Source organism: Oceanobacillus massiliensis str. N'diop, assembly GCF_000285495.1.
Classification (GTDB): Bacteria; Bacillota; Bacilli; order Bacillales; family Amphibacillaceae; genus Oceanobacillus; species Oceanobacillus massiliensis.
Genome location: NZ_HE610979.1, coordinates 214556 through 230362, shown reverse-complemented (window position 1 = coordinate 230362; position 15807 = coordinate 214556). Strand labels below are relative to the sequence as shown.

Here is a 15807-nt window from a genome sequence, read left to right as displayed (position 1 = left end):
AATCGTTATAAAGGTTATTTCCAGACGGAATCGATAAACTCATCCCTGCCGGATGCCGCACGATCCTCTTCGTATTCGTTCTTGCTTTTCTTATAAAAAATCCTGATGATAGTCCTCTGCAGGATAGAACACATCGGCCGGAAGAATTTCCGTAACAATCGGTTTGGAAAATTTCCCGCTGTCAGCGAGCTCCTGTTTCGATGCTTCTGCCAGAATCCTCTGGTCCTCGTTATGATAAAAAATGGCTGTACGGTATTGGTCGCCCCGATCTTGGAACTGACCACCATCATCTGTCGGGTCAATCTGTTTCCAGTAGAGATCAATAATGGTGTCATATGAAATTTTTTCTGGATCATACGTAATTTCCACTGCCTCATAATGTCCTGAATCCCCTTGTTTCACGAGCTCATAGGATGGGTTTTCAATATGTCCGCCAGTATAACCGGAAATAACGCTATGGACGCCATCCCATTGATCGAATGGTTTCACCATACACCAGAAACAGCCCCCGGCAAACGTTGCCTTCTGAATAGTCATTGTTATTTCCTCCAGTTCCTAATTATTATAAAAAATATGAATTTCTAGTAGAATAAAGATAATATACCATAATATAAAGCAGGTGACATGATGCAAGAACCGTATGTACATAAAATATATACCAACGATACAGAAAGACACAATCCCTTTCCGCTAAAAAAGCACGGTTTTCTGGGGGAGACAGCGTATAGTGAACAAAATGCCGATCTGCTCGACAAGGCGATTTTTGCATATCCAATCAAACATTATGCGAATCAGGACGGGGAAACCGGATTATCGACGGATAGCATTGGGAAGAGGGGAGAAAATTTCGCTGTCCTGGAAATGGATGAATTTACAGTATTCATCGGTGATACGTTTCAGATGGGAGAAGCGATTATTCAGGTTTCACAGCCTGGGCCTGTTAGTACAAAGCAATTGCAGAATGGACTGCATACTGGCTGGTACTTTCGGGTATTAAGGGAAGGGGAGATACAGCAAGAGAAGGATCTTGTTCTGCTGGAGCGTCCTAATCCCCAATGGTCGGTAGCGGCTTGTATAGAAATAATGTTTTTACAGAAGGATGACTTAAAGGCTGCTGAAGATTTATATTCCTGTCAGCATCTCGGGGGAATTTGGAAACGTACGTTAAGAAAAAGACTGCGGGGCTATTAAACTTTCCTATAAAAGAGCGGCCTTTATCTTTATTTCGATTGTAATAATGAAAAGAGGGAATAATTATTAAATCTGGGAATTGCCGTTTGGGCTTTATGGATTATTTCCAACCCGGATTCAATTGTTGTATGCTTATAGGATAGACAATTTAGGAGGGGTATTTTTGCTGGAAAATGCAATCATTATGGTGACAATCATCTTTGTGATCAATGTAGTATATGTATCCTTATCGACAGTACGTATGATACTTACGCTAAAGGGACGAAGGTATATAGCTGCATTTGTAAGCATGTTTGAAGTCGTTATATATGTGGTGGGGCTTGGACTTGTATTGGATAACTTAAACGAAATTCAGAACCTTGTGGCCTACGCTATAGGTTTTGGTACAGGAGTAATCGTAGGAACCCTGATAGAAGAAAAGCTTGCCCTAGGTTATATCACTGTGAATGTTGTATCCGCGAATCCGGATTTGAATTTCACGAAAAAGATACGGGAAAAGGGATACGGAGTTACGAGCTGGTCTTCCTATGGAATGGATGGAGATCGTCTGTCCATGCAGATTTTGACGCCAAGGAAATATGAATTGCGGCTGTATGAGATGATAAAGGAAATCGATCCGAAGGCATTTATCATTTCCTATGAACCGAAACAGATTCATGGCGGATTTTGGGTGAAGCATGTACGTAAAGGAAGACTGATGCATCCTAAGAAAAAGCATGCAGCCGATAAAAAAGCAACTCCAGATTCTGCAGTTGCACCGGAATCAAAGCCGGACAACAGATGAATTTAATAGAAGTAAGCGGTGAGCATATCCATTTGGGATATGCTCATTTTTAATAATCTTGGCAGCGTGAATTATCCAGGCTCTGAAAATCTAAAATAAATCTGCAATACACCCAGGCATAAACTGGCAATCTCACCTCATTTCCACAGAGACAGATATTATTTAGAATTTTTTCGGAGGTTAAGGACCCCTGTAAATCTTTATATCGCTGAAAACCCGAACAATAATTAAAGAAAGCAACAAATCGTTCGTTGTTTATTGATTTTTTGCTATTGATTTGTTATGCTTATTTCGACAAATAAATACGACACCTCATATATTTCCTGAGAATATGGCTCAGAAGTTTCTACCCGGCACCGTAAATGCCTGGACTATGAGGGAGGATGAATCATTGCGTAAGAGCAATGATTACTATAAAAAGGATGTTCGAAAAAGTCCGTTTAAATGACACTTCGGATTCGCCTGCTTTTTCATTGCTGGAAATGTACAACATTCCGGCTTGCGGCAAGATATAGGAAGCGCAGCTTGTGCGCATCTTTCGAAACAGATCCGCTTCGGAAAAGTTCGTGCTCTTTAGCTTTAGCTGCGAGGTCATTTAACTAGTTGAACTCCGACTTTAATTTATATTGATAAATGAAGTCTATTCATCTTCTCTCAACATGGGGGAGACGAATAGGCTTTTTTAATGGGAATTCATTCATAAATCGACAGAGAAAGAGGGATTTAATGGCACAGGTTGGGGTTATAATGGGGAGCATTTCCGATTGGAGTACCATGGAACATACGTGTCAAGTGCTTGAGGAATTGAATATTTCTTATGAAAAAGATGTTATATCCGCACATCGTACACCCGATGATATGTTTACCTATGCGAAAACAGCGCGAGATCGCGGGTTGAAAGTCATCATTGCTGGAGCGGGGGGAGCGGCACATCTGCCTGGCATGGTCGCCTCGCAGACAACATTGCCCGTAATTGGAGTGCCGGTTCAAAGTAAGGCATTAAATGGTCTGGATTCCTTATTATCCATTGTCCAGATGCCTGGAGGTGTTCCGACAGCAACCGTTGCTATTGGGAAGGCCGGTGCCAAGAATGCTGGTATTCTCGCTGCACAGATGATTGGGGCATTTGATCCAGAAATCGCTTTAGCGCTTGAGGATCATCGTAAAATGTTGAAAGCCAATGTAACGGAAATGAGGGAAGATCTTGCAGAAAAATAATAACATTCTTCCACCGCAAACAATTGGAATCATTGGAGGCGGACAGCTTGGCAGAATGATGGCAATCTCCGCCAGATATATGGGCTATAAGATAGCTGTACTCGACCCGACACCTAATTGCCCTGCTGGACAGGTTGCGGACATTCAATTGACGGCGGCCTATGATGATATGGATGCAATCAAAGAATTGACGGCAATCAGTGATGTAATCACCTATGAATTTGAAAATGTTGATCTTAACGCTGCTGCCTATATAGCGGCAAAAGGAAAACTGCCCCAAGGTGCATATGCACTTGAGATTACACAAAACCGCGAGAAAGAAAAACAATTGATGAAGGATGCCAAGCTTCCTGTTCCGCGATTTGCGATTGTGAAAAGTGCAGAAGAATGCAGGGTAGCATTACAGGGGTTTACATTCCCGGCTGTTATTAAAACCTGCCGCGGCGGGTATGATGGAAAAGGGCAAATCAAATTAAATTCAAGCTCTGATATGGAACAGGCGATAGACTTTGCAGCAAAACATAACTACTGCATAATCGAACAATGGATACCATTTGATAAAGAAATCTCAGTTGTATTCACAAGGTCGCGTACAGGGGAAATCACCTTCTTTCCGATTGCTGAAAACGAACATCGGAATCATATATTGTACCGGACCACCGCACCAGCTATGATTAGTAATGGGATTCAACATAAAGCATATGAAGCAGCCCGGACCCTTGCCGATAAAATGGATATCGTCGGAACCTTTGCCATTGAAATGTTTGTAAGGGATGAGGACATTTATTTGAATGAAATGGCTCCAAGACCGCATAATTCCGGTCATTACACGATCGAGGCATGCAATGTCTCCCAGTTTACCCAGCACATCCGTGCCATCTGCGGTCTGCCTTTAACCGATATTCATTTGCTGATGCCAGCCGTTATGATTAATGTTTTGGGAGAGGATCTGGAAAGCACCTTACAGGCAATGGCCGAAACAGAAGTTGGCTTTGTGCATTTATATGGAAAGGCAGAACCGAAAGAAAAACGGAAAATGGGACATATCACATTCATAGCAGAAAACGAAGCAGCATTACAAAAACAGATAAAGAACTTCAAGGAGGCAACACAATGTTAGCACGTTACACAAGAGAAGAAATGGGAAACATCTGGACGGAAGAAAATAAATTCAAAGCATGGCTTGAGGTGGAAATCCTTGCATGTGAAGCATGGAGTGAATTGGGCGTAATTCCTGCAGAAGATGTTAAGAAGATTAGAGAAAAGGCATCTTTTGATATACAGCGTATTTACGAAATCGAAGAGGAAACACGCCATGATGTTGTTGCCTTTACAAGAGCCGTCTCCGAAACACTGGGCGAAGAACGGAAATGGATCCATTATGGATTGACTTCGACGGATGTAGTCGATACCGCCTTATCCTACCTGATCAAACAGGCAAATGAAATCATTCGCAAGGATTTGCATAACTTCATCGAAATTTTGAAGGATAAAGCAATTGAACATAAGCATACAGTCATGATGGGCCGTACCCATGGCGTTCATGCAGAGCCAACGACCTTTGGTTTGAAGATGGCGCTCTGGTATGAAGAAATGAAACGTAATCTGGAACGGTTTGAGGCAGCTGCCAAAAATATCGAATTCGGAAAAATGTCGGGTGCGGTGGGTACATACGCAAATATCGACCCATTTATTGAGCAATATGTATGTGAAAAACTCGGTTCATCACCAGCACCGGTTTCGACACAGACATTGCAGCGGGATCGTCATGCGGCATATATGTCTGCATTGGCATTAATCGCAACGTCGGTCGAAAAATTTGCAACGGAGATTCGCGGCCTGCAAAAAACAGAGACACGTGAAGTAGAGGAACGGTTTGCCAAAGGCCAAAAAGGTTCTTCAGCAATGCCGCATAAACGTAATCCAATCGGTTCAGAGAACATGACTGGAATGGCGCGTGTAATACGAGGCTATATGCTTACTGCCTATGAGAATGTATCGCTTTGGCATGAGCGGGATATCTCCCATTCATCAGCAGAACGTGTGATACTGCCTGATGCAACAATAGCATTGAATTATATGCTTAACCGCTTTGGCAACATTGTAAAAAACCTGACTGTATTTCCTGAAAATATGAAACGCAATATCGATAAAACACATGGAGTTATTTTCTCTCAGCGTGTACTGCTTAAATTAATTGATAAAGGAATGGCGCGTGAAGCGGCCTATGACATCGTCCAGCCAAAAGCAATGCAGGCATGGGAAACGGAAACACATTTCAGGAAGCTGGTTGAAGCTGATGAAGTGATTTCTGAAAAGCTGACACGGGAAGAAATTGAGGACTGCTTTGATTACACATACCATTTGAAAAATGTGGATGTTATTTTCAATCGAATCGGATTAGCGGAAGGGGAATAACGATGAAATCCGAGCTTTTATATGAAGGAAAGGCGAAGAAAGTTTATCAGGCAGAGGGAAAGAACGGACAATTGGTCCTCTCGTATAAGAATGATGCGACAGCGTTTAATGGAGGCAAGAAAGACTCTTTCGAGGGAAAAGGCAGACTCAACAATAAGATATCGGCACTTATTTTCTCAGCTTTAAGCGGCCAGGGTATTGAAAGTCACTTCATTGAGAGCTTGAATGAGACAGAGCAGCTTGTTTATCAGACAGAAATCATTCCATTGGAAGTAGTTGTTCGAAATGTCGCTTCCGGCAGTATTACGAAGCGGCTTGGCATTGAAGAGAAAACCCAGTTTGAAAACCCGATTATCGAATTCTTTTATAAAAATGATGAGCTCGGCGATCCGCTGATTAATGATGAGCACGCTCTATATTTAACCAATGCTACTCCAGGGGAAATAACGTTCATTAAAGAAAAGGCACTGGATATCAATGAGGTGCTGAAGAAACTCTTTCAATCTATTACCATCACATTGGTAGATTTTAAGCTTGAATTTGGACGTAAGGCAGATGGGAGCATTATCTTATCGGATGAGATTTCTCCGGACACATGCCGATTATGGGATGCCGCAACAGGAGAGAAGTTAGATAAGGATGTTTTCCGTCAAGGTACGGGAGATTTGATTGAAGTCTATGAGGAAATTTTAAAACGGCTGGAGGCTAAAGCATGAGGAAGGTAACCGTCTATATTACATTGAAGCAAGGTGTTCTTGATCCGCAGGGTAAGGCAATCCAGGAATCATTGAACGCACTTGGATATAACGAAATTGAAGATACAAGAGTAGGAAAATATATTGAGCTGAAGGTAGAAGACGGTCCCAACCTGGAGGCACGTGTTACCGAAATGTGCGATAAGCTGCTGGCAAATCCAGTTATAGAAGATTACCGGTTTGATATGGAGGAGGCTGGAAGCTTGTGAAATTCGCTGTAGTAGTTTTTCCAGGATCGAATTGTGACCGTGACATGTACCATGCGGTAAAAGATGTATTACAGGCTGAAGCCGAGCTTGTCTGGTATGAAGGCAGCAATCTGGAACAATATGATGGCATCCTGATTCCAGGTGGCTTTTCCTACGGGGATTATTTACGTTCAGGTGCTGTAGCGGCAACCTCCAATGTCATGAAGCAGATAAAAGAACATGCAGCTAAAGGAAAGCCGGTGCTGGGCGTTTGTAATGGATTCCAGATACTAACGGAGGCAGGACTGCTGCCAGGTGCGCTAATGCGTAATGAGAAATTATCTTTTATGTGCCATCAGGAGGAACTGATCGTAGAAAATGAGCACACTCCATTTACAGCGAGTTTCAATAGAGGCGAGGTCGTCCGTTTTCCGATTGCGCATGGAGAGGGAAATTACTTCTGTGATGAGGAAACATTGAAAGACTTAAAGGCAAATAACCAAATTGTATTTACCTATCAGAACAATCCAAATGGATCGGTTGAAAATATTGCGGGCATTATCAATAAACAAGGAAATGTACTTGGTATGATGCCGCATCCTGAACGTGCGGTCGAAAAACTTCTCGGCAGTGATGACGGACTGAGATTATTCCAGTCGATCGTCCAGAATTGGAGGGACACCTATGCTACAAACGCATGATATCAGTCCAGAACAGATAGAAAGAGATAAATTATATCGCGATATGGGCCTGAGTGATCAGGAATATGGCATGATCAAGGACATTATGAAAAGGCGCCCTAATTTTACCGAAACGGGTATTTTTTCGGTTATGTGGTCAGAGCATTGCAGCTACAAAACATCGAAGCCGCTATTGAAAAAGTTTCCAACTGATGCGCCCCATGTGCTTCAGGGACCTGGAGAGGGCGCTGGAATCATTGATATAGGAGATAATCAGGCGGTTGTATTTAAGGTGGAAAGTCATAACCACCCATCTGCAGTGGAGCCTTATCAAGGTGCTGCAACAGGTGTTGGCGGAATCATCCGTGATGTTTTCTCAATGGGGGCAAGACCAATCGCGTCCATGAATTCACTTCGTTTCGGCAACTTAACAACAGAGCGCACGAAATATCTGTTCTCAGAAGTTGTTGGCGGCATCGCAGGTTATGGGAACTGTGTCGGTGTTCCGACTGTCGGTGGCGAGGTGCAATTCGATGACAGCTATGAAGATAATCCGCTAGTTAATGCCATGTGTGTTGGTTTAATCAATCATGATGAAATCCAAAAAGGGATTGCAGCAGGGATTGGCAATACCATTTTATATGCAGGTCCGCCAACAGGCCGCGATGGGATTCACGGTGCCACATTTGCCTCTGACGATTTAGGGGAAGATGCTGCCAAGGACCGTCCGGCTGTCCAGGTAGGGGATCCATTTATGGAAAAACTCCTTATCGAAGCTTGCCTTGAGGTCATTCACTCTGACGCATTGGTTGGAATGCAGGATATGGGTGCTGCCGGCCTGACGTCATCCGCAAGTGAAATGGCAAGTAAAGCCGGGACAGGGATGGAAATGAATCTTGATCTAGTCCCGCAGCGTGAACAGAATATGACGGCATACGAAATGATGCTATCGGAATCACAGGAGCGTATGCTGTTATGTGTAAAACAAGGCCGTGAACAGGAAATTATCGGTATATTTGAAAAATATGGACTGAAAGCAGTGCCTGTCGGTAAGGTAATTGAAGAGAAAGCGTTCCGCATCAAACATCATGGAGAAGTAGTAGCGGATATTCCAGTTGACTCCCTTGCTGACGATGCACCGGTATTCCACATGCCATCACAGGAGGCGGCATATTTTAAAGAATTTCAGCAAATGGAATATCCGCTTCTGGAAGTGAATAATCATAGCGAAATGCTGCAAACATTGCTGCAACAGCCTACTATCGCAAGCAAAGAGTGGGTTTACGATCAATACGATTCGATGGTCCAAACGAATACCGTCGTTGCACCTGGATCTGACTCTGCGGTAGTAAGGATTAAAGGACACGATAAGGCACTTGCCATTACGACGGATTGTAATTCCCGCTATATATATTTAGATCCGGAAACAGGAGGTAAAATTGCTGTAGCAGAAGCCGCCCGCAATATAGTCTGCTCTGGCGCGAGACCGCTTGGGCTAACAGATGGACTGAACTTCGGCAATCCGACGAATCCCGAAGTGTTTTGGCAAATGGAGAAGAGTGTAGAAGGGATGAGCCAGGCATGTGAGGCGCTAGGGACACCGGTTATCAGCGGGAATGTTTCTCTGTATAATCAGTCAAAAGGAAAATCGATCTATCCAACACCTGTAGTCGGTATGGTAGGACTTCATGAATCATTGGATCATATAACACCAAGCCAATTCCAGAATGCCGGGGATGCAATCTATCTGATTGGAAAGACGGAGGCAGAATTTGGCGGAAGTGAACTCCAGAATGTTATCGAGGGCGGATATCAAGGCAAAGCACCAATGATAGATTTGTCAGTAGAAGCCGAGCGGCAAAGACAGTTGCTGGAAGCCATTCAGTCAGGATTGGTCCAATCTGCACATGATCTTGCAGAGGGCGGACTCGGAGTGGCTTTAGCGGAGAGTCTATTTGCGAGCAAAGGTCTTGGCCTCGATGTGAAGCTGGACGGTAATGCTACGGTAGAGCTATTTAGTGAAACACAATCAAGATTCCTTGTTACGGTTAAAGCTGAGAATAAAGATCGATTTGAAAATACAATCCAGGATGCCAAACAAATTGGTGCTGTAACAAATGATGGAAAGCTTCAAGTAACTGTTAACGGCAAGAAGGTTATACAGGATGATGCTAAACAACTGGAGAAATTATGGAGGGGAGCTATCCCATGCTTGCTGAAATCAAAGGCATAAACGAAGAATGTGGTGTGTTTGGAATATGGGGGCATGAAAAGGCAGCTGAATTGACCTATTACGGGTTGCATTCCATGCAGCACCGCGGTCAAGAAGGTGCGGGAATTGTTGTAAGCGATGGAAATGAATTAAAGGGCCACAAGGGTTTGGGATTAGTGAATGACGTATTCAAGCATGCCAAATTTGATGATCTTTCAGGTCGTGTGGCTGTCGGCCATGTCCGCTATGCTACACAGGGTGGACGGGGAATTGAAAATGTCCAGCCTTTACTGTTCCAATCCCAGAAAGGCGGCATGGCACTAGCCCATAACGGTAATCTGATGAATGCACATAAATTACGCGGCGAACTGGAAGCAGAGGGAAGTATTTTACAAACATCATCCGATACAGAGGTTTTGGCACATTTAATCAAAAGAAGCGGAAATGAAACAGATGAGGACACCATCTCAGCAGCACTTAACCAGGTTGTCGGTGCATATGCATACCTGATTTTAAAAGAAGATAAAATGTATGCCGCACTTGATCCGGCTGGTATTCGCCCTCTATCCATCGGCAAGATTGGGGATGCCTATGTTGTTGCATCCGAAACATGTGCATTCGATCAAATTGGCGCAACATTTGAACGGGAAGTTTTACCAGGAGAACTTGTCACCATTGGCGATGAAGGAATCAAGTCAACCCGTTTTGCCCCGCGCAATGGGCGCAAGATGTGTGCGATGGAATATGTTTATCTTTCCAGGCCGGACAGCGATGTGAATTATGTCAATATTCATGCGTCAAGAAAACGTATGGGAATTGAACTGGCAAAGGAATCCCCGGTTGATGCAGATATTGTAATCGGTGTACCCGATTCCAGTATTTCGGCAGCCATCGGATATGCCGAAGAGAGCGGACTGCCATATGAAATGGGCATTATAAAAAACCGCTATGTTGGCAGAACGTTTATTCAGCCTTCCCAGGAGCTTCGGGAACTGGGAGTTAAGATGAAACTCTCGCCTGTCCGCGGGATTGTCGAAGGAAAACGCATCGTCATGATCGATGACTCCATTGTCCGTGGTACAACGAGCAGAAGAATCGTGCAAATGCTTAAAGACGCCGGTGCAAAAGAAGTCCATGTCCGTATTGCTTCACCTTCTATCAAGAATCCGTGCTACTATGGCATCGACATGTCTACAAGAAAAGAACTGATTGCTGCAAATAATACTATTGAAGAAATTTGTGAAGTTATTGGTGCAGATAGTGTTGCCTATTTATCTGAAAAGGGACTGGAAGAAGCGATTGTAAAGGATAAAACCATCAATCAGGGTGTTTGTATGGCATGCATGACAGGAAGGTATCCTGTCATGGAAGATGGAGAAACGGAAATCCACTATACAAGCTGCTAATGGAAAGAAAGGTTTTGCGGCAAGGGAGTTCCTTGTCGAATTCTTAAATAATTCGCTAAGAGGAAGTGTCAAGCATGTCAGATGTATATAAAGATGCTGGAGTAGATGTAGAAAAAGGCTATGAAGCAGTTGAACGAATGAAAAAGCATATAGCGAAAACCACACGTCCAGAGGTGCTTGGCGGAATTGGTTCCTTCGCAGGTCTATTTGATCTTTCTGGATTTAGCTTTAAAGAGCCGGTTATGGTTTCCGGCACAGATGGAGTAGGAACCAAATTAAAGCTCGCCTTTGAAATGGATCAGCATGACTCTGTAGGAATCGATCTTGTGGCCATGTGTGCAAATGACATTGTTGCCCAAGGAGCACAACCATTATTTTTTATGGATTATATCGCCTGCGGAAAAAATAACCCTGCTATGATTGAGCAAATCATTTCTGGAATAGCGGATGGCTGTGCAACAGCAGGAGCGGCACTCATTGGTGGTGAAACTGCTGAGATGCCTGGCATGTACCAAGAGGACGAGTACGACCTTGCCGGGTTTGTCGTTGGAATTGCAGAGAAATCCAAACTTGTAACAGGTGCGACGATTGAAGCAGGGGATACAATTATTGGCCTAAGCTCAAGCGGAATCCACTCTAACGGCTATTCGCTAGTTCGAAAGGTGATTTCAGGGCTGGACTTGTCGAAAACCTATGAGGGCCTTTCAGACACACTTGGAAAGACCCTCATGACTCCAACTAAGATTTATGCCAAGCCGATAGCGGCAGTGTTGAAGGAAATAGATGTAAAAGGCATTTCCCATGTTACCGGCGGCGGATTCTATGAAAATCTGCCACGTATGCTTCCAGAGGGATTAGGGGCAGAGCTGGATAAGAACAGCTGGAATGTTCCAGAAATATTCCATTTTCTCATGGAAAAGGGGAGTATCCCGGAACAAGATATGTATGGTGTTTTCAATATGGGTATCGGCATGGCACTGGTCGTCTCTAAAGAAGATGTTGAAAGCACATTGTCCATTCTGCAGGAAAACGGGGAGAGTCCCTCGGTTATTGGTATGGTTACGGAAAAAGAAGGAGTGCATTTCACATCATGAGTACGGTGAAAGCAGCGGTCTTTGCCTCTGGGACAGGGAGCAATTTTCAGGCGATAATGGATGCGGATCAGCTATCCTGTGAGATTGTGCTTCTCGTATGTGATAAGCCAGGGGCAAGTGTTCTGGAAAAAGCAAAAAGGCAAAATGTCCCAACATTTGTATTTGACCCAAAATTGTATTCATCCAAGGAAGCATATGAACAAGAGCTTGTACAACGGCTCCGCAATGCTAATGTTAGCTGGATTTTTCTAGCGGGCTATATGCGGATTGCAGGTCCCACCTTTTTGCGTGCATTTGAAGGGAAGATCATAAATATCCATCCATCCTTACTTCCTGCATTCCCCGGAAAGGATGCAATTGGACAGGCATTCAAAGCGGGGGCAGCTGTTACAGGAGTTACTGTCCATTACATAGATGAGGGAATAGACACTGGACCAATTATTGCACAGGAAACGGTTGAAGTTCTGGAAACGGACACAGAAGCAACACTGAAAGAACGTATTCAGCAAGTGGAACATGAACTATACCCACGGGTCATCAATCAACTTATACTATCAAAGTGAGGGATATATATGAGCAAAAGAGCACTGATCAGTGTTTCAGATAAAAGTAATGTTGAAGAATTTGCCAAAGGTCTTGTTGAAGCAGGCTATGAGGTGATCTCAACAGGAGGCACACTGCGTGCATTAATCAATGCAGGCATCGAAGCTACTGCTGTCGATGAAATTACTGGTTTTCCGGAAATTATGGACGGCCGTGTCAAAACATTGCATCCTCTCATACATGGAGGATTGCTGGGGAAACGCTCCAATCCTGATCATATGAGACAAATGGAAGAAAACAATATTACGCCAATTGATATTGTTGCGGTTAATCTATATCCATTTAAGCAAACATTGGAAAAGGATGGCGTATCCAAAGAGGAGATTATTGAAAACATTGATATTGGTGGTCCCACCATGCTGCGCTCCGCTGCTAAAAACTTTGAAGATGTTGCGGTGATTGTAGATCCATCCGATTATGAGAAAGTATTAAATGCTGTACAGGAAGACCGTCTCGATATAGAGCTTCTCCAAAGCCTCGCGGCAAAGGTCTTTCGCCATACCGCCAATTATGATGCCATGATAGCAAGCTATTTTCTTGGAGAAACAGGGGAAGCATTTCCGGAAACCTATACCGTTACATATGAAAAGGTGCAGGACCTGCGCTATGGTGAAAATCCTCACCAGCAGGCAGCATTTTATAAAAATCCAGTCATTAAAGGCAACAGTCTGGCTACCGCCAAACAATTGCACGGCAAAGAACTTTCCTATAACAATATTCAGGATGCAAATGCAGCATTGGAAATTTTGGCAGAATATAAAGCGCCGGCAGCAGTTGCCGTGAAACATATGAATCCTTGTGGCATTGGTGTATCCAAAACACTGGCAGGGGCCTTTGAACGGGCATATGACGCAGACCCAATATCCATCTTTGGAGGAATCGTGGCCTGCAACAGGGAAATCGATGCTGCAACCGCCAACCAGTTGAGTGAAATATTTCTTGAAATCGTCATAGCGCCTGCTTTCAATGAAGAAGCATTGGAAATCCTGACAAGAAAGAAAAACATTCGATTGCTTGAACTGGAATTGCATGCAGGAGCAACCGTCACGAAGAAGCTTACTACCGTTAATGGAGGAGTCCTGATACAGGATAGTGATCACGGCAGTGTTTCTGCCGATGATTTGAAAGTGGCAACCAAACGACAACCGACACAAGAAGAGCTGGAAAATCTTCTTTTTGCCTGGAAGGCTGTAAAGCATGTGAAATCAAATGCGATTTTACTTGCAAAAGATAATCAGACAATCGGTGTCGGGGCAGGCCAAATGAATCGCATCGGATCTGCCAATATTGCAATCAAACAGGCAGGAGAAAAGGCAAAAGGTGCCGTCATGGCCTCCGATGCATTCTTCCCAATGCCTGATACCGTTGAGGCAGCAGCTGAGGCCGGAATTACAGCAATCATCCAGCCAGGTGGATCCAAGCGCGATCAGGATTCCATCGACGTCTGCGATCAGCATGGAATCACGATGGTCTATACGAATATGCGTCATTTCAAACATTAAAAAACAGTATCCTGGGAAGTCAGCCAAATTTTAGCTACTGCCGCCGCTGGTGGTAACCATTTGGCGGCTTCCTGGTGTTCTAAAAAGGAGTTTTTTGTGTGAATGTTTTAGTAGTTGGCCGTGGAGGAAGAGAACATAGTTTAGTAATGAAGCTTTCAGAGAGCAAACAGGTAACCAATCTGTATGCCGCACCCGGAAATGGCGGTATGCAGCAGCAGGCAGCCTGCATCGATATTGATGAAATGGATATCGAAGGACTAGTCGTTTTCGCCAAGGAAAAATCGATTGACCTAACCGTTATCGGACCGGAAAATCCCCTGAATGCAGGGATCGCCAATCGGTTTAAGGAAGAAGGGCTTCCTGTATTTGCCCCAACAAAGGAAGCGGCAATTCTCGAAGGAAGTAAAAGCTTTGCAAAAGAATTTATGCAGCAATATGACATACCGACCGCATCCTATGCAGTTTTCTCAGACGCTCAGCAGGCAAAGGCATACATAGAGGAAAAAGGCGCACCGATTGTCATTAAAGCAGATGGACTCGCTGCAGGCAAAGGTGTAATCGTAGCATTAACGAAAGCCGAAGCACTTCAGGCAGTGGACGATATGCTCGTATCTAAAGCATTTTCAGGTGCAGGATCTACCATTGTCATCGAAGAATTTCTCGAAGGAAAAGAATTTTCACTGATGGCATTTGTCAATGAAAATCAAGTCTTCCCAATGGTAACAGCAAGAGACCATAAACGTGCTTTCGATCATGACAAAGGCCCCAACACAGGTGGCATGGGCGCATTTGCCCCGGTACCGGATGTAACAGAAGAAGATCTCCAATTCTCGATGGAGCATATTCTCAAGCCCACTGCTGATGGTATGCTGAAAGAAGGACGACCTTTCACCGGCATACTCTATGCGGGTTTAATCATGACTGCTGAAGGTCCAAAAGTTATCGAATTCAATACACGATTCGGAGACCCTGAAACACAGGTTATCCTGCCATTATTAAAAAATGATCTCGTTCAGGTATTTACCGACGTACTCAATGGGAAAAATCCTCAGCTGGAATGGGAAGACCAGTCATGTGCAGGAGTAGTACTTGCTGCAGAAGGATACCCCGGTTCCTATAACAAGGGCATACCAATACCAGCATTCAATAAAACAGAGAGTACATTCATTGTACACGCCGGCACAAAACTGGATGGCACATCCCTCCTGTCAGACGGAGGCCGTGTCCTGCTCACAGGCGCCAAAGGAAACACATTGAAACAAGCAACAGATACAATCTATCAACTATTGAAAAATACCAAAGACCAATCCGGATTTTTCTATCGGAATGATATTGGCAGATAAATAGGATTGCGTACTCGGCTAGTGGGAGAGGCAGTGAGTGACGGGATAATGGCAGGGAACCGAGGAATTATGGATGGAACCGCGGAATTATGGGTGGAACCGCGGAATTATGGCAGGGAACCGCGGAAAAAAGCTGAGAACCGCGGAATAACAGGCGGGAGCGCGGAAAAAGGCTTGGGAATCGCGGAATAAATCCCGGAACCGCGGAATAATGGGTGGAACCGCGGAAAAAAGCCGAGAACCGCGGAAAAACAGGCGGGAGCGCGGAAAAAAGCTGAGAACCGCGGAAAAAAGCTGGGAACCGCGGAAAAAAGCTTGGAATCGCGGAAAAACAGGCGGGAGCGCGGAAAAAAGCTGAGAATCGCGGAAAAAAGCTTGGAACCGCGGAAAAACAGGCGGGAGCGCGGAAAAAA

The 15807-nt window shown here is 44.2% G+C and carries 15 protein-coding genes, 1 pseudogene and 1 riboswitch; of the genes and pseudogenes, 14 read left to right on the top strand and 2 right to left on the bottom strand.

All coding sequences use genetic code 11. The features are described from left to right. Window positions 1-14 precede the first annotated feature (14 nt). Window positions 15-537, bottom strand: a pseudogene (msrA, locus tag OMHG_RS14715) (peptide-methionine (S)-S-oxide reductase MsrA). 90 nt (window positions 538-627) lie between these two features. On the opposite strand from msrA, the gene OMHG_RS14710 reads away from it, so the two are divergent. The 14 genes from OMHG_RS14710 to purD all read left to right on the top strand — a co-directional run bounded on the left by OMHG_RS14710 (window position 628) and on the right by purD (window position 15394). Then, window positions 628-1191, top strand: a complete 564-nt coding sequence (locus OMHG_RS14710) for an MOSC domain-containing protein (protein WP_010651659.1) — start codon at window positions 628-630, stop codon at window positions 1189-1191. A 163-nt stretch (window positions 1192-1354) separates the two neighbouring features. After that, window positions 1355-1975, top strand: a complete 621-nt coding sequence (locus OMHG_RS14705) for a DUF2179 domain-containing protein (protein WP_010651658.1) — start codon at window positions 1355-1357, stop codon at window positions 1973-1975. Window positions 1976-2267: 292 nt separating this feature from the next. Continuing rightward, a riboswitch (purine riboswitch) is annotated at window positions 2268-2369 on the top strand. Between the two features lie 332 nt (window positions 2370-2701). After that, complete coding sequence (gene purE, locus OMHG_RS14695) at window positions 2702-3193, top strand: 5-(carboxyamino)imidazole ribonucleotide mutase (protein WP_010651656.1); 492 nt, start codon at window positions 2702-2704, stop codon at window positions 3191-3193. Beyond that, complete coding sequence (gene purK, locus OMHG_RS14690; protein WP_010651655.1) at window positions 3180-4313, top strand: 5-(carboxyamino)imidazole ribonucleotide synthase; 1134 nt, start codon at window positions 3180-3182, stop codon at window positions 4311-4313. Before purE ends, purK begins: the two co-directional genes overlap by 14 nt. Then, window positions 4307-5611 carry an adenylosuccinate lyase gene (gene purB, locus OMHG_RS14685; RefSeq protein WP_010651654.1) on the top strand — a complete coding sequence of 435 codons (1305 nt, stop codon included), beginning with the start codon at window positions 4307-4309 and terminating at the stop codon, window positions 5609-5611. The genes purK and purB overlap by 7 nt, the downstream gene beginning before the upstream one ends. Before the next feature lie 2 nt (window positions 5612-5613). Then, on the top strand, window positions 5614-6327 hold the full coding sequence (gene purC / locus OMHG_RS14680) for a phosphoribosylaminoimidazolesuccinocarboxamide synthase (protein ID WP_010651653.1): 714 nt from the start codon (window positions 5614-5616) through the stop codon (window positions 6325-6327). Beyond that, window positions 6324-6575 (top strand): phosphoribosylformylglycinamidine synthase subunit PurS, encoded by a 252-nt coding sequence (purS, locus tag OMHG_RS14675; protein ID WP_010651652.1) that lies wholly within the window; start codon window positions 6324-6326, stop codon window positions 6573-6575. The genes purC and purS overlap by 4 nt, the downstream gene beginning before the upstream one ends. Then, window positions 6572-7255 carry a phosphoribosylformylglycinamidine synthase subunit PurQ gene (gene purQ / locus OMHG_RS14670; RefSeq protein ID WP_010651651.1) on the top strand — a complete coding sequence of 228 codons (684 nt, stop codon included), beginning with the start codon at window positions 6572-6574 and terminating at the stop codon, window positions 7253-7255. Before purS ends, purQ begins: the two co-directional genes overlap by 4 nt. Then, entirely contained in the window at window positions 7239-9467 is a 2229-nt protein-coding gene (gene purL / locus OMHG_RS14665; RefSeq protein WP_010651650.1) for a phosphoribosylformylglycinamidine synthase subunit PurL, read from the top strand. Before purQ ends, purL begins: the two co-directional genes overlap by 17 nt. Next, window positions 9443-10852, top strand: coding sequence for an amidophosphoribosyltransferase (gene purF / locus OMHG_RS14660; protein ID WP_010651649.1), 1410 nt, complete (start codon window positions 9443-9445; stop codon window positions 10850-10852). Before purL ends, purF begins: the two co-directional genes overlap by 25 nt. A 74-nt stretch (window positions 10853-10926) precedes the next feature. Then, window positions 10927-11946 (top strand): phosphoribosylformylglycinamidine cyclo-ligase, encoded by a 1020-nt coding sequence (purM, locus tag OMHG_RS14655; RefSeq protein WP_010651648.1) that lies wholly within the window; start codon window positions 10927-10929, stop codon window positions 11944-11946. Beyond that, window positions 11943-12509 carry a phosphoribosylglycinamide formyltransferase gene (purN, locus tag OMHG_RS14650; protein WP_010651647.1) on the top strand — a complete coding sequence of 189 codons (567 nt, stop codon included), beginning with the start codon at window positions 11943-11945 and terminating at the stop codon, window positions 12507-12509. The genes purM and purN overlap by 4 nt, the downstream gene beginning before the upstream one ends. A 9-nt stretch (window positions 12510-12518) precedes the next feature. Continuing rightward, on the top strand, window positions 12519-14051 hold the full coding sequence (gene purH, locus OMHG_RS14645; RefSeq protein WP_010651646.1) for a bifunctional phosphoribosylaminoimidazolecarboxamide formyltransferase/IMP cyclohydrolase: 1533 nt from the start codon (window positions 12519-12521) through the stop codon (window positions 14049-14051). A 98-nt stretch (window positions 14052-14149) separates the two neighbouring features. Next, window positions 14150-15394 (top strand): phosphoribosylamine--glycine ligase, encoded by a 1245-nt coding sequence (purD, locus tag OMHG_RS14640; RefSeq protein WP_010651645.1) that lies wholly within the window; start codon window positions 14150-14152, stop codon window positions 15392-15394. Between the two features lie 107 nt (window positions 15395-15501). On the opposite strand, the gene OMHG_RS19125 is transcribed toward purD, so the two are convergent. Beyond that, window positions 15502-15807, bottom strand: a 306-nt coding sequence (locus OMHG_RS19125; RefSeq protein WP_222704857.1) for a hypothetical protein, incomplete at its 5' end; no start/stop codon positions are given.